Source organism: Pseudomonas sp. GW821-FHT12A04, assembly GCF_058807755.1.
In genome coordinates this window covers 195,033-215,164 of sequence record NZ_JBXAQZ010000009.1, presented here as the reverse complement: position 1 = coordinate 215,164, position 20,132 = coordinate 195,033, and the positions used below count along the sequence as shown (strand labels likewise).

17 protein-coding genes are annotated in these 20,132 nt (G+C 58.8%); 11 read left to right on the top strand and 6 right to left on the bottom strand.

Features of this window, described 5'->3' with window-relative positions; genetic code table 11:
- The 7 genes from AC1RS8_RS16160 (at position 1) to AC1RS8_RS16130 (ending at position 10,364) form a co-directional block, all read left to right on the top strand.
- Positions 1–390, top strand: coding sequence for a phage holin family protein (locus AC1RS8_RS16160; protein WP_057713835.1), 390 nt, complete (start codon positions 1–3; stop codon positions 388–390).
- On the top strand, positions 387–731 hold the full coding sequence (locus AC1RS8_RS16155) for a hypothetical protein (RefSeq protein ID WP_057713834.1): 345 nt from the start codon (positions 387–389) through the stop codon (positions 729–731). The genes AC1RS8_RS16160 and AC1RS8_RS16155 overlap by 4 nt, the downstream gene beginning before the upstream one ends.
- 216 nt (positions 732–947) lie before the next feature.
- Positions 948–2,276, top strand: a complete 1,329-nt coding sequence (locus AC1RS8_RS16150) for a deoxyguanosinetriphosphate triphosphohydrolase (RefSeq protein WP_493163055.1) — start codon at positions 948–950, stop codon at positions 2,274–2,276.
- A gap of 178 nt (positions 2,277–2,454) precedes the next feature.
- A complete protein-coding gene (locus tag AC1RS8_RS16145; RefSeq protein ID WP_489339015.1) occupies positions 2,455–2,847 on the top strand; it encodes a response regulator in 393 nt (130 codons plus the stop codon).
- A gap of 245 nt (positions 2,848–3,092) precedes the next feature.
- On the top strand, positions 3,093–3,719 hold the full coding sequence (locus AC1RS8_RS16140) for a response regulator transcription factor (protein WP_057713831.1): 627 nt from the start codon (positions 3,093–3,095) through the stop codon (positions 3,717–3,719).
- 8 nt (positions 3,720–3,727) lie between these two features.
- A complete protein-coding gene (locus tag AC1RS8_RS16135; protein WP_489339016.1) occupies positions 3,728–7,369 on the top strand; it encodes a transporter substrate-binding domain-containing protein in 3,642 nt (1,213 codons plus the stop codon).
- Positions 7,370–7,418: 49 nt separating this feature from the next.
- Positions 7,419–10,364, top strand: coding sequence for an HD domain-containing phosphohydrolase (locus AC1RS8_RS16130; protein WP_489339017.1), 2,946 nt, complete (start codon positions 7,419–7,421; stop codon positions 10,362–10,364).
- Here the strand turns inward: AC1RS8_RS16130 and AC1RS8_RS16125 are convergent, their stop codons facing one another.
- On the bottom strand, positions 10,365–10,847 hold the full coding sequence (locus AC1RS8_RS16125; protein ID WP_057713828.1) for a GAF domain-containing protein: 483 nt from the start codon (positions 10,845–10,847) through the stop codon (positions 10,365–10,367).
- Positions 10,844–11,734 carry an ATP-binding protein gene (locus AC1RS8_RS16120; protein ID WP_223504752.1) on the bottom strand — a complete coding sequence of 297 codons (891 nt, stop codon included), beginning with the start codon at positions 11,732–11,734 and terminating at the stop codon, positions 10,844–10,846. The genes AC1RS8_RS16125 and AC1RS8_RS16120 overlap by 4 nt, the downstream gene beginning before the upstream one ends.
- A gap of 123 nt (positions 11,735–11,857) precedes the next feature.
- On the opposite strand from AC1RS8_RS16120, the gene AC1RS8_RS16115 reads away from it, so the two are divergent.
- Positions 11,858–14,221: a hybrid sensor histidine kinase/response regulator gene (locus tag AC1RS8_RS16115; RefSeq protein ID WP_489339018.1), complete on the top strand. Its 2,364-nt coding sequence runs from the start codon at positions 11,858–11,860 to the stop codon at positions 14,219–14,221.
- On the opposite strand, the gene AC1RS8_RS16110 is transcribed toward AC1RS8_RS16115, so the two are convergent.
- The 3 genes from AC1RS8_RS16110 to msrB all read right to left on the bottom strand — a co-directional run bounded on the left by AC1RS8_RS16110 (position 14,205) and on the right by msrB (position 15,739).
- Positions 14,205–14,666, bottom strand: a complete 462-nt coding sequence (locus tag AC1RS8_RS16110; RefSeq protein ID WP_057713825.1) for a MarR family winged helix-turn-helix transcriptional regulator — start codon at positions 14,664–14,666, stop codon at positions 14,205–14,207. The two genes, AC1RS8_RS16115 and AC1RS8_RS16110, sit on opposite strands and share 17 nt — an antisense overlap.
- Complete coding sequence (locus AC1RS8_RS16105) at positions 14,663–15,148, bottom strand: glutathione peroxidase (RefSeq protein WP_056727098.1); 486 nt, start codon at positions 15,146–15,148, stop codon at positions 14,663–14,665. The genes AC1RS8_RS16110 and AC1RS8_RS16105 overlap by 4 nt, the downstream gene beginning before the upstream one ends.
- A 195-nt stretch (positions 15,149–15,343) precedes the next feature.
- Positions 15,344–15,739 carry a peptide-methionine (R)-S-oxide reductase MsrB gene (gene msrB, locus AC1RS8_RS16100; protein ID WP_057716578.1) on the bottom strand — a complete coding sequence of 132 codons (396 nt, stop codon included), beginning with the start codon at positions 15,737–15,739 and terminating at the stop codon, positions 15,344–15,346.
- A 226-nt stretch (positions 15,740–15,965) separates the two neighbouring features.
- Here msrB and AC1RS8_RS16095 point away from each other — a divergent pair, with 226 nt between their 5' ends.
- Positions 15,966–17,177 (top strand): pyridoxal phosphate-dependent aminotransferase, encoded by a 1,212-nt coding sequence (locus AC1RS8_RS16095; protein ID WP_007973513.1) that lies wholly within the window; start codon positions 15,966–15,968, stop codon positions 17,175–17,177.
- 316 nt (positions 17,178–17,493) lie between these two features.
- The gene (htpX, locus tag AC1RS8_RS16090) at positions 17,494–18,384 is read left to right on the top strand and encodes a protease HtpX (RefSeq protein ID WP_007973520.1); all 891 of its coding nucleotides are present in this window, start codon (positions 17,494–17,496) and stop codon (positions 18,382–18,384) included.
- A gap of 181 nt (positions 18,385–18,565) precedes the next feature.
- On the opposite strand, the gene AC1RS8_RS16085 is transcribed toward htpX, so the two are convergent.
- A complete protein-coding gene (locus AC1RS8_RS16085) occupies positions 18,566–19,222 on the bottom strand; it encodes a thiopurine S-methyltransferase (protein ID WP_154860536.1) in 657 nt (218 codons plus the stop codon).
- Positions 19,223–19,324: 102 nt separating this feature from the next.
- On the opposite strand from AC1RS8_RS16085, the gene AC1RS8_RS16080 reads away from it, so the two are divergent.
- Positions 19,325–20,092: a DODA-type extradiol aromatic ring-opening family dioxygenase gene (locus AC1RS8_RS16080; RefSeq protein WP_489339019.1), complete on the top strand. Its 768-nt coding sequence runs from the start codon at positions 19,325–19,327 to the stop codon at positions 20,090–20,092.
- Positions 20,093–20,132: the final 40 nt, after the last annotated feature.

Below are 20,132 nucleotides of genomic sequence, written 5' to 3'. Positions count from 1 at the left end.
ATGTCGATCGGCGAATCCGGCCCGTCCGTGACGGGAACCAGCTCCTCATCGCGGCGCCTGGGTGCTGCCTTCCTTGGGTTGCTGCACAGCCATGTCGAGCTGTTCGGCATCGAACTGCAGGAACAAAAAGCCCGCACCGTCAGCCTCTTGCTGTTTGCGGGCCTGGCGCTGGTGTTTGCGTTGCTGCTGTTGGTGGGGCTGTCGACGCTGGTGCTTATCGTGTTCTGGGACACGTATCGCCTGACCGCCATCATCGGGCTCTGTGTGTTCTACTCCCTCGCCGCCATATTCTGTGGAATGCGCTTGAGAGCGGCGATTTTCGATGAGTCCTCGCCCTTCCATGGCACCCTGGAAGAGCTGGCCAACGATCGGGAGCGCCTGCTGCCATGAACCTGCCTGAATTGCCACAAAACAGCTCACGCACGGAAATGCGCAAGGCCCTGATCCGCCTGCGCATGGAAATGCACCGCCAGGAAATCCGCCACGAATCCTCGCAACTGCTGCAGCCCTTGCAACGGGTGCGCGGGATGACGCAAAACCTGCAGGACGGCTTCGGCATCAAGCACGCGCCACTCTGGGGCGTGGCCGCCGTCACCTTGCTGGGCTTTCTGACCGGCAAGGGTGCGAAAAACGGGGGTGGCCTCAGCAGTCTGACCCGGCTGATCCGCCTCGGCACCACACTGGGACCGCTGATCAAACTGATCATGCAGGGCTCTTCGCGCAAAGACTGATCAGTTTCTTTCTGGCTGCATGCTTGCAAAGTCGACGGGATGCGCTCCTCTATCGAGGGGTGCAATCCTGTGCGCCTACCCGGTCAACAGGCACCCTCCAGAAAATGATCTTGCAAGGAGGCCTCGATATCAACGCCGCCGGGTTGTAGTTCCGCTTGCAGGTCATGGCGCGAAACGGGAAGCTAGGCCATCAGACACCTGACGGAGTGACCCGCCTTGGATTGGCATACCCTGCTTACCCGCGAACGCCTCGGAAAACCTTTGCACAGCCCGGAAGAACTCGGCCGCAGCCCTTTTCACAAAGACCACGACCGCATCATTTTCTCGGGAGCTTTCCGCCGTCTCGGGCGCAAGACCCAGGTCCATCCGGTGTCCAGCAACGATCACATTCATACGCGCCTGACCCACTCGCTGGAAGTCAGTTGTGTGGGGCGCTCACTGGGCATGCGCGTCGGCGAAACCATCCGCAGGACCCTGCCCGAATGGTGCGAACCCAGCGACCTGGGGATGGTGGTGCAATCGGCCTGCCTGGCACACGACATCGGCAACCCGCCGTTCGGCCATTCCGGTGAAGACGCGATCCGCCATTGGTTCCAGCAAGCCGCCGGCCGTGGCTGGCTGGATGCAATGAGTGAAGCCGAGCGCAATGACTTCCTGAATTTCGAAGGCAATGCCCAAGGCTTTCGGGTACTCACCCAACTTGAGTATCACCAGTTCGAAGGCGGCACCCGCCTGACCTATGCAACGCTGGGCACGTACCTGAAGTATCCATGGACAGCCAGGCACGCCGACTCGCTGGGCTACAAGAAACACAAGTTCGGCTGTTATCAGAGCGAGCTGCCACTGCTGGAGCAGATCGCCCAAAAACTCGGCCTGCCACAACTGGAGGAGCAACGCTGGGCGCGGCACCCGCTGGTGTACCTGATGGAGGCCGCCGACGACATCTGCTATGCGCTGATCGACCTGGAAGACGGCCTGGAAATGGAGTTGCTGGAATACGCCGAAGTCGAATCCCTGCTGTTGGGCCTGGTGGGCGATGACTTACCGGAGACCTATCGCCAGCTCGGTCCCGACGATTCGCGCCGACGCAAACTGGCTATCCTGCGCGGTAAAGCCATCGAGCACCTGACCAATGCTGCGGCCCGCGCCTTCGTCGAGCAACAGGATGCGCTGCTGGCCGGTACACTGCCCGGCGATCTGGTGGAACACATGCACGGTCCCGCCAAGCGTTGCGTGCTCAATGCCAAGGACATGGCCCGCAAGAAAATCTTCCAGGACAAGCGCAAGACCCTGCATGAGATCGGCGCCTACACCACGCTGGAAATCCTGCTCAACGCCTTTTGCGGTGCCGCGCTGGAACAGCACAATGGGCGTACACCGTCGTTCAAGAGCCGCCGCATCCTTGACCTGCTGGGCAACAATGCACCCGATCCTCACGGCCCGTTGCACACTTCGTTTTTGCGCATGATTGATTTCATCGCCGGCATGACCGACAGCTATGCCAGTGACATGGCCTTGGAAATGACCGGCCGCGCCAGCCACTGAGGTGTATCGATTGATCAGCCATTACGGCATTCGTTATGGCTGATACCCCCTTCAGCATCCAACTGCACTCAAGTTTCGTCGAATTGCCCTACAGCACATGGCGAGCAAACTGATCGCTTGCCCGGTACTCTCGCGAAACAATCGCCCTCCCTTCCGTTCGACAGATGAAGTGCGCGCCATGGCCGAAGACGATCTACGCATCCTCGTGGTGGAAGACCATCCCTTCCAACTGATAGCCACTCAATGCCTGCTGGAAAGTTATGGCTTCACCCGGCTGACGACCACCGACAGCGCCAAAGGCGCCCTGCTGAAACTGCTCGGGGCCGACCAACCGTTCGACATCCTTTTATGCGATCAATGCCTGCCCGACCTGACGGGACTCGATCTGGTCCGGTTCGCCAGCCAGCGAGGGTTGATCAGGCAGGCGATCATTCTCAGTAGCCTGACGACATCTGAACTGGATGAGCTTGAAAAAACGGCCTCTGAACAGGGGCTGCCATTATTGGGTTATTTGATAAAACCACTGAAACAATCTGAATTTAGAGACTTGTTGACCTCAGCACCACTATAGAAAAAAACATATAAAAACCGACAAACATACATTGAAAAGCTTACAAACAACTTCCATTTAAAGCACACCCGCATGTTGGACTTCTTTCAGCCTTCCTAATAAGAAACCTAGTTAATACGTAGTCCCATTCTTTTTCATCTGTAGGATTTTTCCTATATTGCTGCTACAGACTGGTCAGTTCATGCGTCCCTCCAAGTATCTGAGCTATGGTGCGCGCTTTATTTGAGCTCGCATGGGACTTGATTATGAACTCCGTTTTTATTGTCGACGATCACCCGGTTATCCGCCTTGCCGTTCGAATGTTACTGGAACATGAAGGTTACAAAGTCGTCGGCGAAACTGACAATGGGGTCGATGCCATGCAGATGGTTCGCGAATGCATGCCCGACCTGGTCATTCTCGACATCAGCATTCCAAAACTGGATGGCCTGGAAGTGCTATCCCGATTCAATGCAATGAGCACCCCTCTTAAAACCCTTGTACTGACAGCACAGTGCCCGACACTTTTCGGTATTCGCTGCATGCAATCGGGTGCATCGGGCTATGTCTGCAAACAAGAGGACATCAGTGAACTGGTCAGCGCCATAAAAGCGGTATTTGCAGGTTACAACTATTTTCCGAGCGAGGCATTGAACCCCATCCGCGGAGATGAAACACGCTGCATGGAACTGGAACTGTTCAAATCCGTAAACGACCGGGAACTGATGGTCCTGCAACTTTTTGCCCAAGGCCGCACAAACAAGGAAATCGCCAAGGGCATGTTTCTGAGCAACAAGACCGTGAGCACCTACAAAAAGCGCCTCATGCAGAAACTCAAAGCCAAATCCCTGGTTGAACTGATCGAGATGGCAAAACGTAACGCACTCGTGTGAGAACCTGGATGCCCAGACGTTTGAAGGTCTATCTGATTCAATTGACCGCAGGTCTATGCGTGAGCACCTCGTTGTTCGGGGCACCGGGCAATGAAAACTACACGCTGCTCAGCCGCTCGAAGGTCGGAGCGCTGGAGGTTCGGCTGGATGAATCCCAGCGACAATGGATAAAACAAAAAAACCAACTGACGCTCGGTACGTCAGCCCCGGACTATCCACCATTCGACCTGACCACCAGTGGTCAGGACTATGAAGGTTTTACCGCCGATTACGCCGGTCTCCTGGAAAAAGTAACCGGTCTGCCCGTCACGGTTCAGCGTTTCGATTCCCGAGGGGCCGCGATCACTGCGCTGGAAAATGGCGAAGTCGATCTGCTCGGCACCGCCAATGGATTCGAAGCTGGCAACGCCGACATTGCACTGTCCATACCTTATGCCGTCGACCAACCCGTATTGGTCACCCGCGAAGGGGAAACACGATCGCTCACCGATGGCCTGGCCGGATTGCGCCTGAGCATGGTGTATCACTACTTGCCACTGGCGGAAGTCAAGGCGTTGTATCCGAAGGCGATCATCACGTCTTATCCGTCCTATCAGAATGCGATCAATGCCGTTGCTTTCGATCAGGCGGACGTGTTTCTCGGTGACACCATTTCAACTCACTACATGATCAACAAGGGGTATCTGAACAACATCCGCATGGCCAACTTCGGCAAACATGAAGCCTTTGGTTTCAGCTTCGCCGTCAACCGGAACAACCCTGAGCTGCTCGGCATCATCAACTCCATGATCACGGCCATCCCCTCCAGTGAACGAGAAAACATCGCCAAACGCTGGAGCGCCGGTAGCGACATTCTGCTGACCGATCAAAAGCTGCAACTCACTGACCGCGAAGAACGCTGGCTGAGCCACCACCCGATTGTGCGCGTTGTCGTCAACGAAGCCTTTGCGCCACTGACATTTTTCGATAGCAATGGCAATTTTCGCGGGGTCACCGCAGATTTGCTTGAGCTTATCAGGCTGCGTACCGGCTTGCGCTTCGATATCCGGAGCAGTCGAAGCGATGACGAGATGATCAAACAAATCAAGGACAACAAGGTAGATGTGATCGCCGCGTTGCTCCCCAGTGCCGAACGTCAAACCCAGCTGAACTTTACCCGCCCCTTTCTGGAAAATTCCTACGTCCTGCTGACCCGCAAGGCCGCCGACAGCTCGACCAACCTCGCGCAGCTACAGGACAAGCGCCTGGCCATTGCCCGCGGCAATCCAATCATCGATTACCTGCGCAGAGAGTTTCCCCGAATCAATTTGATCGAAACCCCGGACACCTTCAGCGCCGTGGAGTTGCTCGCCGAAGGCCAGGCAGAGGGCGCGGTGAACTCACTGGTCATTGCCAATTACTTTATTTCCTCGCGGCTGTTCGAGCACACATTGCAAATCAGCACCACCATCGGCACCGAGCAGGCAGCGTTTTCCCTTGCCACCGCTCGGGGCGCCAAAGAGCTGAACGCCATTCTCGACAAGGCATTGCTGAGCATCTCGCCGGAAGAACTGGGCATCATCAACAGTCGCTGGCGCGGCTATTCGGCGTCCTCGCAAAGCACCTGGCGCAACTATCAAAGACTGTTCTACCAAATCGTCATCGGTGCCGGCGTGCTATTGCTGATTTCCATTGCGTGGAACGACTACATGCGACGCCAGATCAAGCAGCGCAAGGCCGCCGAGCGTGCGCTGAACGACCAGTTCGAGTTCATGCGATCGCTGGTCAATGGCACGCCCCATCCGATCTACGTACGTGATCGCCAGGGGCTGCTGCAAAGTTGCAACGACAGTTACCTGCAAGCGTTCTGCGCCCGGCGTGAAGATGTCATTGGCAAAAGCGTCATGCAGGGATCGATGAGCAATGTGTTCGAAGCCCGGGAGTACCAGGCCGACTACCAGCGCGTAGTGGCCGAGGGCAGACCGTTGATCGTCGATCGCGAGCTGCACATTGGTGGCCGGCGGCTGACGATCTATCACTGGATTCTTCCCTATCGGGATTCCAGCGCAAAAGTGCAAGGCATTATCGGTGGCTGGATCGACATCAGCGAACGGCGGCAACTGCTCGACGATCTGCGTTGCGCGAAAGAACGCGCCGATAACGCCAACCGGGCCAAAAGCACGTTTCTGGCCACGATGAGCCATGAGATCCGCACGCCGATGAATGCAATCATCGGCATGCTTGAACTGACACTCAAGCGTCTTGATCATCAGCATCCGGAGCGTCCGGCCATCGATGTCGCGTACAACTCGGCGAAAGGGTTGCTGGAATTGATCGGCGACATTCTCGACATCGCCAGAATCGAATCAGGACGCTTGAGCCTGACTCCGGAGCGGGTTGACCTTGGTGAACTTGTGACCTCGGTCGTGCGGATTTTCGAAGGTCTGGCCCGACAGAAGGAACTCGAGCTGGTGCTGGAGTTTTCATCGGCGAACCCGACCTTCGATGTGTTGCTGGACCCATTGCGCTTCAAACAGGTGCTGTCCAACCTGATCAGCAATGCCATCAAGTTTACCGAGCAAGGCCAGGTCCGGGTCATTGTCGACCTGCACCCGGCAACGCAACCTGAGCATGTGCAGATGCGGGTGCAGGTTCACGACAGTGGTATCGGGATCAGCGAACAGGATCAACAACGCCTGTTCGAACCCTTCGCTCAGGCCGACCATGCCATGCAATCGGCCAGGGGAGGCGCAGGGCTGGGGCTGGTGATCAGCCGAAATCTCTGCGAAATGATGGGCGGCAGTCTGCAATTGCGCAGCGAGCCGGGCATCGGTACCCAAGTGGAGGTGTTGCTGCAGCTGGAAACGTTGCCGCTGCAACAGTCGGCCCGTGCGGTCGAAACCCAAGTCGTCGTCGCCACAACCCCATTGAATGTTCTGGTAGTCGACGATCACTCGGCCAATCGATTGCTCACGTGCCAGCAACTGGAGTTTCTTGGGCATCGATTTACCGTCGCGGCCGATGGACAGGAGGGATTGGAGGCATGGAAGGACCAGCCTTTTGATCTGGTGATCGCCGATTGCAACATGCCGGTCATGAACGGATATGAGCTTGCCCGTGCCATTCGCCAGCATGAGCGACAACTCCATCGTCCTCCCTGCACCGTTCTCGGTTTTACCGCCAACGCCCAACCGGAAGAAATACAACGCTGCAAACAGGCCGGAATGGACGACTGCCTGTTCAAACCCCTCAGCCTCGGAGCCTTGAGTCAATGGGTGCAAGGCATTGAACCAACCCATGTAGCCCCGGCGTTCAGCCTTCACGGGTTGAAACTGCTGACCGGGGGCAACCCGAAATTGAACCGACGATTGCTGAACGAGTTGGTGAACAGCAACCGCCAGGATCGGCCAACGCTGCTGTCGCTATCCAGCTCTGGGGATACGCAAGCGCTGCAGGACATTGCCCACAAAATCAAAGGCGCAGCCCGGATAGTACAAGCCTCCCGACTGATCGACCGCTGCGAGGCACTCGAAGCCGCCTGTCATGAGGATTCCGATCGCGAAAAAGTGGCCGGATGCTGCAAATCCATGGAGCGCACCATGCTCGAACTGGAGGACGCGTTGCTACGTCAGATCGAGCATTACGACGAAGGCAAACTGCCAGAGCCTTAACTATGCTTGGTCCCTCAGCGGTGTGTTGACCATCATGGAGAAACCCGCAATGCCTGACCCACTGCGCACGGATCCACGTCGGTTTCCGCTGCATGTCCATATCAGCGTGATGTTCACCTTTTTGCTGTTGCTGACCGGGGCGGTGCTGGGGCTTTTCAACTACCGGCAAACCACACAGATCATCTTGTCCAGCAGCGAAAAACTCTTCAACCGCATTGAGCAGGATGTCCGCCTGGACCTGCACGCGACCTATGACCCCATTCGTCATCTGTTGAGCCTGCTGGCACTCAATCCGGCGGGCCAGTCCCCTGATCTGGAACAGCGCCTGGCACTGCTCGAACCGTTCAGCCAGTCACTCGAGGACAACCCCAACCTGGCTTCACTGTACCTGGGCTACGACAATGGTGACTTTTTCATGGTCCGCCCGCTGCGCACCCAGGAGGTCAAAGCCCTGGTCAAGGCTCCGGACACGGCGGTTTTCCAAGTCTGGAGCATCGAGCACGACAGCAACGGCCAGCCCCACTCCCAGTCGTTGTTTTTCGACCGGAGCCTGGCACTTGTCAGCCGTCAGGACAACCTGAACGACACGTACGACCCACGCAACCGCGCCTGGTTTACCAGCGCCCGCGGCGACAACGACCAGATCACGACCGAACCCTATATCTTCTTTTCCACCCACAACATCGGCACGACGCTGGCACGACGCAGCGGCGACAAGGCAATCCTGGCCGCCGACCTGACTCTGGCCGAACTCAGCGCGACCCTGGCCAAGCACGTCGTGACCCCCAGTACCGAAATCGTGCTGTTCGATGCCGAAGGCAATGCCATTGCCTACCCCGACAGCCGCAAGCTGATCATCGATGATCAGACGTCCCGCCTGGTCAAGGCGGCGGACCTGAGCCCCGGCCTGGACGCGTTGCTCAATAGTCCCCCTCAGGGCAGTCGCCTGAACGCCAACGGCCGGCAGTGGATCGTGGCCCGCAGCCGCATGCAGGAAGGCGGCCCCCAAGGCCTGCAATTGGCGCTGCTGGTACCGGAAGACGAGTTGCTCGTCGACGCTTACCGGATGCGCTGGCAGGGTGCGCTGATTACCCTGGCAACCTTGCTGTTTTGCGTGCCGCTGGGTTGGCTGACATCAAGAATCCTGGTCAAACCGTTGCGCGCCCTGGTGCAGGAGGCCGATGCGATTCGCAGTTTCGATTTCAATTTTCCGCTTTCCCGCCGCTCGCCGGTGCTCGAAGTCGACCAGTTGAGTGTGTCGATGGCACGAATGAAAGACACCCTGGCGAGCTTCTTCCAGATCACTGACAGCCTCAGCGCCGAAACCCGTTTCGCCCCGCTGCTGGAACGGGTGTTGTTTGAAACCGTGAAAATCGGCCAGGCCCAGGCCGGCCTGATCTATCTGCGCGAAGGTGATGGCGAGCACATGAAACCCCACGGACTGGTCATCAATAACACCGCCGAAAACCTGCAAGACTTCGACATCCGCGGACACTCGCTCGAGAACCCGCAAAGCCCCCCATGGCTGCACCAGTTGGCCAACGTCGACAATGTCGTCAGCAACCTGGGGTTCGAGCAGGCGGGTGATCTGCAGAAAATCCTGCTCGCGCTGGAAAGTCCTCGGGTCCATCTGATCGGGATCCGCCTGCACAATCGCCACAACGAAACCGTGGGTCTGCTGGTGTTGCTCTTGGCCGACAGCGGCGAGCAGAGCGATCTGGACAAGCTGCGGCCGGACCGCATTGCGTTTCTCCAGGCGGTGTCCGGCGCGGCTGCCGTGTGCATCGAAAGCCAGCGCCTGCAAGCCCGGCAAAAACAGCTGCTGGACGCCTTCATTCAACTGCTGGCCGGCGCCATCGACGCCAAAAGCCCCTACACCGGCGGCCATTGCCAGCGCGTGCCGGAACTGACCCTGATGCTCGCCCAAGCGGCGGCAGCGAGCCAGGAGCCCGCCTTCAGCGCCTATCAGCCGACCGAAGATGAATGGGAGGCACTGCACATCGCCGCCTGGCTGCACGATTGCGGCAAGATCACCACCCCGGAATATGTCGTCGACAAAGCCACGAAGCTGGAAACCCTGACCGATCGTATCCACGAAATCCGTACCCGCTTCGAGGTACTCAAGTGCGATGCCTGGATCAGCTACTGGCGGGGCATTGCCCTGGGCGGTGATGAGCAACCGTTGGCGGAACTGCGCAATGCCAGCCTGGCCGGGCTCGATGATGATTTCGCCTTCGTTGCCCGCTGCAACCTCGGCGGCGAAGCCATGGCCGACGCTGACCTGCAACGCCTGCGCCGCCTGGCTGAACGAACCTGGACCCGGACCCTGGATGACCGGCTGGGCGTGTCCTGGGAAGAAAACCGGCGTCAGGCCCGAACGCCCGCCCCCAACCTGCCCGTCAGCGAACCGTTACTGGCGGACAAACCCGAGCACCTGTTCGAACGCAGCGAAAACGAAGCGATACCACAAGACAATCCCCAGGGCTTCAAGCTCGACGTTCCGCCCCACAAATACAACCGGGGCGAGTTGTACAACCTGAGCATTGTCCGGGGCACCCTGACGAGCGAGGAGCGTTATGTCATCAATAACCACATCGTTCAGACGATTCTGATGCTCAACCATCTGCCGTTCCCCGAGCACTTGCGCAGCGTCGCGGAAATAGCCGGCGGGCACCACGAAAAAATGGACGGCACCGGGTATCCGAAACGCTTGAAGCGAAAAGAAATGAGCCTGCCGGCGCGGATGATGGCGATTGCCGATATTTTCGAAGCGTTGACGGCCGCCGACCGCCCCTACAAAAAAGCCAAGACCTTGAGCGAGGCGCTGGGCATCATGGCGCTCATGTGCCGTGATGCCCACATCGACCCGGAACTGTTCGGGCTGTTCATCAAGGCACAGATCTATTTGCAGTACGCCAGGCGCTTCCTCGACCCCGGGCAGATCGATGCGGTGGACGCGTCGGGCCTGCTGACCAAGGCCGGCCTGGCGTCTTGATCAGCAGTCGGTCAGGCGCAGGAAAATCGCCGCCAGCTGTTCGATTCCAGCCTGGTCCTGCGCGGTGAAACGCGCGAGTTTCGGACTGTCGAGGTCGAGCACACCGATCAATCGGCCGTCCTTGACCAACGGCACCACCAGTTCGCTGTTCGAGGCGCTGTCGCAGGCAATATGACCGGGAAACGCGTGCACATCTTCGACTCGTTGAGTCTGCAGGGTGGCTGCCGCCGCCCCGCAAACGCCACGACCGAACGGAATCCGCACGCAAGCGATCTGCCCCTGAAACGGGCCCAGCACCAGTTCTTCATTACGGTTGAGGTAGAAACCGGCCCAGTTCAAATCATCGAGTTGATTGAACAGAAACGCCGAGAACTGTGCGGCATTGGCGATGAAGTCCCGCTCGTCCGCCAGCAATGATTCCAGCTGCGCGTGTAGCATGCCGTAGCCTTCGAGGCCCTGGCCGCTCTTTTGTAAATCGATCATGCCTTGTGCTCCAACAGTTTCAGCCCGACCCAGTAACGGGCAAATTGATAGGCGCAACGCCCATTGCGGTTGCCTCGGCCGGTGGCCCAGCGTACCGCCAGAATGTCCAGCTCTTCGGTGCGCCGCCACGCCAGTCCGGCCTTGCCGGCCAACTGGCCGATCCAGTGCTCGACGACGTCGAGGAAGTGTTCCTGGGTAAACGGATAGAACGACAGCCACAGGCCGAAGCGGTCCGACAGTGCGATCTTGTCTTCCACCGCCTCGCTCGGATGCAGTTCGCCGTCGACCCGTTTCCAGTTTTCGTTGTCACTTTCCTTTTCCGGCACCAGGTGGCGACGGTTGGACGTGGCGTACAATAAAACGTTGTCCGGCGCCTGTTCCAGGGAGCCATCAAGGACGCTCTTGAGCACTCGGTAATCCCCCTCGCCCGACTCGAACGAGAGATCATCGCAAAACAGCACGAAACGCTGGGGCAGTTTGCCGATCTGTTCGACCACCCGCGGCAGGTCTGCCAGGTGATCACGTTCAATCTCGATCAAGCGCAAACCGGCGTGAGCGTGTTCGGCCAACAAGGCGCGCACCAGCGACGACTTGCCGGTGCCGCGCGAGCCCCAGAGCAAGGCATGGTTGGCTGGCATGCCGTCAAGGAATTGCCGGGTATTGCGCCCAAGCTGCTCGACTTGCCGGTCGACGCCGATCAGGTCCGACAAACGCATGTCGAGGCTGACCTCCAGCGGCATCAGATAACCGCCGCGCGACTCACGCTGCCAGCGCGCGGCCAGGCATTGCGTCCAGTCGATGGCTGGCCGTGGTGCCGGCAGCAACGGCTCGATACGGGCCAGAACGGCATCGGCGCGTTCAAGAAAAGCATTCAATCGGGAATCCACGACTTCTCCTCGGGCACGTTCACAGTAATGATGGTGATACAGCGACGAAACTCAGCGTCACACAAGCGGCTACCCTCGCGGTACAGCCCTCGCGAGAACATCAGCAGGCAGGCATGATCGACTATGCTTGAGCAGCGAAAGGAAACGGAAGTGGTTCACCCCCCCATGGACATCAAATTCACCAACCGGCTGTCATTCAAGCAAGCCCGGCTTACCGTGCTGGTCGGTTTCATTCTGGGCACGCTGCTCAGCCTGCTGCAAATAGGCATCGATTATGCCAGTGAAGACGCCTCCATCAATCGTGAAATCCTTTCATTGCTGGAAATCAGCCACAACCCGGCCTCGCGAATCGCCTACAACATCGACGCCGAACTCGCCAAGGAACTGACCCTGGGCCTGCTGCGCTCGCCAGCGATCATTAGCGCAAAACTGATCGACAACAACGGCACCGTGCTGGCCAATGTCAAGCGACCCGGTGTGGAAAACGGTTACAGGATGCTCAGTGACTTCCTGTTCGGCGCCAGCCGACAGTTCGAAGACCGGCTTTACCTGGATAATTTACCCAACGAATCCCTGGGTACGCTGCGCCTGAAAGTCGATACTTACGCCTTCGGCAACCGGTTCCTGCGCCGGGCCGAAGTGACCCTGCTCAATGGCTTCGCCCGCAGCCTGCTGCTGTCCGGCATCCTGTTGGCGCTGTTCTATGTGATGCTGACCAAACCCCTGGTGCGGGTCATCCGTGAACTCAGCGGTCGCGACCCGAGCAGCACCGAGCCGACCTCGCTGGAGTGTCCCGCCGGGCACGTCAACGATGAGATCGGCGTGTTGGTCAAGGTTGCCAACCAGCAATTCAGGAACATCGCCACCGAAATCCAACAGCGGCGCAATGCGGAAAACCGCCTGACCGAATATCTTGGCCAACTGGAAAACATCGTCTCGGCCCGCACTGCCGAACTCAAGGCGATCAACGACCGGCTGAGCCAATCCAACGAGGAACTGGAAGTCGCCCGCAGTACCGCCCTCGATATGGCCGAAGCCCGCTCGGTGTTCCTGGCCAACATGAGCCATGAAATCCGCACGCCCCTCAATGGCTTGCTCGGGATGATCGCGCTATCCCTCGACGGACCGCTCAATGCCGAACAACAGCAGCAACTGTCGATCGCCCATGACTCGGGCAAAGTGCTGGTGGAATTGCTCAACGATATTCTCGATTTGTCGAAGTTCGATGCCGGCCAACTCGAACTCGAACACATCCCCTTCGACCTGGGCTCGCTGATCGAGGACACCGCCAACCTGTTGTCGCAGAACGCCGCCCCCAGCGTCGAACTGACCTGCCTGATCGATCCGTATTTCCCGGTACTGGTGCTCGGCGATCCGACCCGGGTGCGGCAGATCGTCAGTAACCTGCTGTCCAACGCCCTCAAGTTCACCCGTTTCGGGCGGGTCGACGTACGTCTGTCGACGTTTGGCGACGGCGTCAGAATCGAAGTCTGCGACACCGGCATCGGCATCCCTCAGGAGGCGCAGGTCAAGATCCTCCAGCCTTTCACCCAGGCTGGTGCCGGCATTACCCGTCAATTTGGCGGCACCGGGCTGGGCCTGGCCCTGACCTATAACCTTTGCGAAGCCATGCAGGGGCGTCTGACCATCAGCTCCGAGGCGGGTTTTGGCAGCCAGTTCTGCGCGGAGTTGCCATTGCCCAGCCATACCCGTGCAATGCCAGCTGTTTCGCTCAGGGGCAAAGTCATTGCCATCACGGCCGCCAGCAGCGGACTGGGGGAACTGTTGAACAGCCTGTTGCCTGTCTGGGGGCTGGACTATGAACGGCGTTCCATGGATGACCCATTGCTTGGCCTGGCAGCCGACGTGCTCATCACCGACTGCCCCGAATGCCTGTTCAGTTTGCGCCCCACCCTCAGCGCGCCAATCCTGCTGATCACCGCGTATGGCAACTTCATGCCCAGCGAAGAGGTCAACGCACTCGCCCCCTTGCAACAGCAGGCCCGCCCTTTGGCCCGCAGTATGCTACTTCAAACGTTGCGCAGGATCCTGCAACCGCAAACCCAACCGGTCAACGAGGCTCGACTCGACACACAATGCCCGCAACGCCGCGGGCGCGTGCTGTTAGTGGAAGACAACCCGGTCAACCAGTTGGTGGCCAAGGGCATGCTCGGCAAACTCGGCTGCGAGGTCACCACCGCCGCTCATGGTGGCGAGGCACTGGATCAACTCGAGCAACGGGATTTCGACCTGGTGCTGATGGACTGCAACATGCCGGTAATGGACGGCTATGAAGCCAGCCGGCAAATCCGCCGCAGCGGACGCTGGCCCCAACTGCCCATCGTTGCCCTGACGGCCAACGCCATGTCGGAGGAGCGTGAACGCTGTCGTGCCGCGGGCATGAGCGACTACCTGGCCAAACCCTTCCGGCGCGAAGAACTGGCCGCCCTGCTGGACCTGTGGATCCCCGCTATGACAGCGCCTTGATCTGCCCCAACAGGTGATCGAGGCCATCGCGCAATTCGTTGAGACGATTCAGATCGACCCCGCTGTCGCACAACAGGCGCGCCTTGAGTGGCCCAACCTGTTCGCGCAAGGCCGTGCCGGCTGGCGACAGGCTCAGGTGCACTTCACGTTCATCGCGCGCCGAACGCTGACGCTGCACCAGTTGCAGTTGTTCCAGGCGCTTGAGCAAGGGTGTCAGCGTGCCGGAATCCAGAGCCAAACGCTCGCCCAATGCCTTGACGGTCGGTTGCTCCGGGGTCGCTTCCTGCCACTCCCATAAAACCAGCATCGCCAGGTACTGAGGGTAAGTCAGGCCCAACTGATCGAGCATTGGCTTGTAGCCGCGAATCACCGCCCGGGATGCCGCGTACAGCTTGAAGCACAACTGGCTGTCGAGCTTCAGGGAATCGACTGACAAGGTGTTCATTTGAGCAGGGCTTCGATCTCGCGGGTCAGGTCCTGCGGCTTGGTCGCCGGAGCGAAGCGCTTGACCAGTTGCCCGTCCTTGCCGATCAGGAACTTGGTGAAGTTCCACTTGATGCCCTGGGAACCCAGCACCCCCGGTGCGCGCTTTTTCAATTGCACGAACAGCGGATGGGCATCGGCACCATTGACGTCGATCTTTTTGAACAGCGGGAAGCTGACACCGAAGTTCAGCTCGCAGAACTCGGAGATCGCCCCTTCATTGCCCGGCTCTTGCTTGCCGAACTGGTTGCAGGGAAAGCCGAGCACCACCAGGCCCTGGTCCTTGTAGGTCTGCCACAGCTCTTCCAGGCCTTTGTACTGCGGAGTGAAACCGCACTTGCTGGCCGTGTTGACCACCAACACGGCTTTGCCGGCGAAATCCGCCAGAGTCTTTTGCTCACCCTTGATCGTGGTGCAAGGAATGCTCAGCAGGTTGTCGCTCATGTTTGAGGTTCCGATTGAATGGAAGAGATAACAAAATAGCGAGCAATTGAATTGTATGCAATTTAAATTATCGAACGCCAATCCACTGTAGGAGCGAGCTTGCTCGCGATGGACCAGAGAACAACTCGGGGCACCAGGCTTCCCGCGTTATCGTTGACGACCATTGCGAGCAAGCTCGCTCCTACAGGGCTCCCATTACACGCGCGGCACCAGGTCCAGGCACACCGAATTGATGCAGTAACGCAGGCCCGTTGGCGGCGGGCCGTCAGGAAAAACGTGCCCCAGGTGCGCGTCGCATTTGGCGCAGACCACTTCGGTGCGGATCATGCCGTGGCTGACATCACGGATTTCGGTCATGGCGCTGTCGCCGATCGGCGCGTAGAAGCTCGGCCAGCCGCAACCCGAGTCGAACTTGGTTTTGGAGTCGAACAGCGGCTCGTTACAGCAGATGCAGTGGTAGATTCCGTCGGTCTTGGTGGCGTTGTACTTGCCGGAAAACGGTCGTTCGGTGCCTTTGAGGCGACACACGTTGTACTGCTCCGGGTCGAGCATCGCCTTCCATTCTTCCAGGGTTTTTTCCAACTTTTCCATCATCACACCTCAGCGGCTGAAAAAGCCCGATCTGTACCTTTTCCACGGATCGGGCGGCACGTATGATTGCGCCTCGTCAAACGCCAGTCTGGCAGCCAGACCACGCGCATTCAAACGGAAATATGGGTGCTGCATCTCAAGGCGTCAGGCCTGTGTGAATACGCAGGATTCCCAGCACGGTTGCCCAAACGCCGTCTGGATCGTTCATTTTCGGGAACACATCGCCATGCAGGTCAGCAAATCGAACAAGCTCGCCAACGTCTGCTACGACATTCGCGGCCCGGTGCTCAAGCACGCCAAGCGCCTGGAAGAGGAAGGCCATCGCATCCTCAAGCTGAACATCGGCAACCCGGCGCCCTTTGGTTTCGAAGCACCGGATGAAATCCTCCAGGACGTAATCCGCAACCTGCCGACCGCCCAGGGCTACAGCGATTCCAAGGGTCTGTTCAGTGCGCGCAAGGCCGTCATGCAGTACTACCAGCAAAAGCAGGTGGAAGGCGTCGGCATTGAAGACATCTACCTGGGCAACGGCGTTTCCGAACTGATCGTGATGTCGATGCAGGCCCTGCTCAACAACGGCGACGAAGTGCTGGTGCCAGCGCCGGACTATCCGTTGTGGACCGCAGCGGTGAGCCTATCGGGCGGTAACCCGGTGCATTACCTGTGCGACGAGCAAGCCAACTGGTGGCCAGACCTGGCCGACATCAAGGCCAAGATCACCCCGAACACCAAGGCCCTGGTGATCATCAACCCGAACAACCCGACCGGCGCGGTGTACTCCAAAGAAGTCCTGCTGGGCATGCTGGAACTGGCTCGCCAGCACAATCTGGTGGTGTTCTCCGACGAGATCTACGACAAGATCCTCTACGATGACGCCGTGCACATCTGCACCGCCTCCCTGGCGCCGGACCTGCTCTGCCTGACCTTCAACGGCCTGTCCAAGTCCTATCGCGTGGCCGGTTTCCGTTCCGGCTGGATCGCCATCTCCGGCCCGAAACACCACGCCCAGAGCTACATCGAAGGCATCGACATGCTGGCCAACATGCGCCTGTGTGCCAACGTGCCGAGCCAGCATGCGATCCAGACCGCCCTGGGTGGCTATCAGAGCATCAATGACCTGGTGCTGCCCCAGGGCCGCCTGCTGGAGCAACGCAACCGCACCTGGGAGTTGCTCAACGACATTCCGGGCGTGAGCTGCGTCAAGCCGATGGGGGCGCTGTATGCATTCCCGCGGATCGACCCCAAGGTCTGCCCGATCCATAACGACGAAAAATTCGTCCTCGACCTGCTGCTCTCCGAGAAGCTGCTGGTGGTTCAAGGCACCGCTTTCAACTGGCCATGGCCAGACCACTTCCGCGTCGTGACCCTGCCCCGTGTCGATGACCTGGAGATGGCCATCGGACGCATTGGCGGCTTCCTCAAGTCCTACCGCCAATAAGCGATCTGTCACCGTGCGGCGTTCCCGAACGTCGCACGGTGATTCATCCGGCAACATTTGTTTGCATTGCGCCACTGACGGTCGCCTTGACCGCTGCCGGATCGCGCCTTGCCTGCTCGCGCCTAACAAAGGCGGGGCCTTCGACATGAATTGACTGACAAACACTTCCCGCATACTTGTCGGAAATGCCCTGCAAGCAGCTAGACTGTTGCCGTAGGACACAGTTTGAAATAGTCACCCGGTTGAATACCCCGGTGCAGCACCTTATATACCCCGCAGTACGCCACATCTTAAGCATGAGGAGATTTCTACAACCATGATGCGCATCCTGCTGTTCTTGGCCACTAACCTGGCGGTCGTGCTGATTGCCAGCATCACCCTGAGCCTTTTCGGCTTCAACGGGTTCATGGCGGCCAATGGGGTTGACCTTAACCTCAATCAGCTGCTGATCTTCTGTGCGGTCTTTGGTTTCGCAGGTTCGCTGTTCTCGCTGTTCATCTCCAAGTGGATGGCGAAGATGAGCACCAGCACCCAGATCATCACCCAGCCACGCACCCGTCACGAGCAATGGCTGCTGCAAACCGTCGAGCAACTGTCTCGCGAAGCCGGGATCAAGATGCCCGAAGTCGGTATCTTCCCGGCCTACGAGGCGAACGCCTTCGCCACCGGCTGGAACAAGAACGACGCATTGGTCGCGGTCAGCCAGGGATTGCTCGAGCGCTTCTCGCCGGATGAAGTGAAAGCCGTCCTGGCCCACGAAATCGGTCACGTGGCCAATGGCGACATGGTCACCCTGGCGTTGATCCAGGGCGTGGTGAATACCTTCGTGATGTTCTTCGCACGGATCATCGGCAATTTCGTCGACAAGGTGATCTTCAAGAACGAAGAAGGCCAGGGTATTGCCTACTACGTGGCGACCATCTTCGCCGAACTGGTTCTGGGCATCCTGGCCAGCGCCATCGTCATGTGGTTCTCGCGCAAGCGTGAATTCCGTGCCGACGAAGCCGGTGCAAACCTGGCCGGCACCGCCGCGATGATTGGCGCCCTGCAACGCCTGCGGGCGGAACAAGGGCTGCCGGTGCACATGCCCGACACCCTGAACGCCTTCGGCATCAACGGTGGCATCAAGCAAGGCTTCGCTCGCATGTTCATGAGCCACCCGCCGCTGGAAGAGCGCATCGACGCTCTGGCTCGTCGTCGGGGCTAATACACTCCACAGCAAAGCAAAAGGCCCGCAGCGATGCGGGCCTTTTTTTGTCTGCAGATTGCCGCGGTGCTCATTCTGGCCTCATCGCGAGCAGGCTCGCTCCCACACAGGTTCTGAGTCGCACACAAATTCCCTGTGGGAGCGAGCTTGCTCGCGATGAGGCCAGTACAGCCAGCCACTATTACCGACTGGAAACCCGATAAACCCGCTCCTCAAGCCGCGTGACACCCGCCTCCAGGAATTTCCCGCTCTCGCTCAACACATCCTGATCTTCCAGGATCTTCAGCGCCCATGAGTCCCCGAACAACCGCCGCACCTCATCATCGAGCACAGCAAACGGCGGGCCGGGCATTTGCGCCTGGTCATAGTCCAGGGTAATCACCAGGCCATGGGACTCCTTCGGCAATATCCGCTTCAAATGGGCGGCGTAGCGCTCTCGCATTTCCGCCGGCAGCGCGATCAACGCCGCGCGATCATAAAGCGCGGAGCAGTCGGCCACATCGCCTGCCGTCAGCTCGAAGAAATCGCCGCACCACAGCTCAATGGAACCTGCCCGATAAACCTTGAACGGCCCCTGCTCGCTGATGGCCGGATCAAAGCCATGTTCGCTGAAAAACTCCTCGACGGCTTTTTCCGACAGTTCGACTCCCAAGACCTCATGGCCTTGATGGGCGAGCCATAGCAAATCCAGGCTTTTTCCACATAACGGCACCAACACGCGTGCGCCTTCTTCAAGGCTTAACGCTGGCCAGAACCGCTTCAGATGAGGGTTCACCTGCGGCAGATGAAAGCCGATCTGGTTCGCCGCCCATTTCTTGTGCCAAAACTCCGGCTGCATAAATAACCCCGAAAATTCGATCAAAACACTCTAAAACTTATATTAGATTTAGATTAATGATCTGACTGAAGATGTTGCATCTTAACTCTCAGGAGCTCATTCATGTTCCCCAGCCTGTACATATCCCACGGCTCCCCCATGCTCGCCCTGGAACCCGGCGCCAGCGGGCCGGCACTTGCCCGCCTGGCCGCCGAGATACCGAAGCCCAAGGCCATCGTGATTGTTTCCGCGCACTGGGAAAGCAATGAGCTGCTGGTCAGCGGCAATCCACAACCGGAAACCTGGCATGACTTCGGGGGCTTCCCCAAAGCCCTGTTCGAAGTCCAGTACCCGGCTCCCGGTGACCCACGACTCGCCGCCGAGGTTGCCGATCTATTGAAAACCGCTGGCTTTGCTGCACGTATCGACAGCAATCGGCCTTTCGACCATGGCGTCTGGGTGCCTTTATCGCTGATGTATCCGCAGGCAGACATCCCGATTGTCCAGGTTTCATTGCCCACCCGTGGCGGTCCTGCCCTGCAGACCCGTGTTGGCCACGCACTGGCCAGCCTGCGCGAGCATGGCGTCCTGCTGATCGGCTCCGGCAGCATCACTCACAACCTGCGGGAACTGGACTGGCATGCCGGCCCCGAGAGCGTTGAGCCCTGGGCCCTGGCGTTTCGCGACTGGATGATCGACAAACTCGCAGCGAACGACGAAGCCGCGCTGCACGACTATCGCGCGCAGGCGCCAAACGCTGTACGCAATCATCCGAGTGATGAGCACTTGTTGCCGTTGTACTTTGCCCGCGCCACTGGCGGGCAGTTCAGCGTTGCTCACCAAGGGTTCACCATGGGAGCGCTGGGCATGGATATTTACCGCTTCGGCTGACAGACAGACCGCTTCGCGAGCAAGCCCGCTCCCACATTTG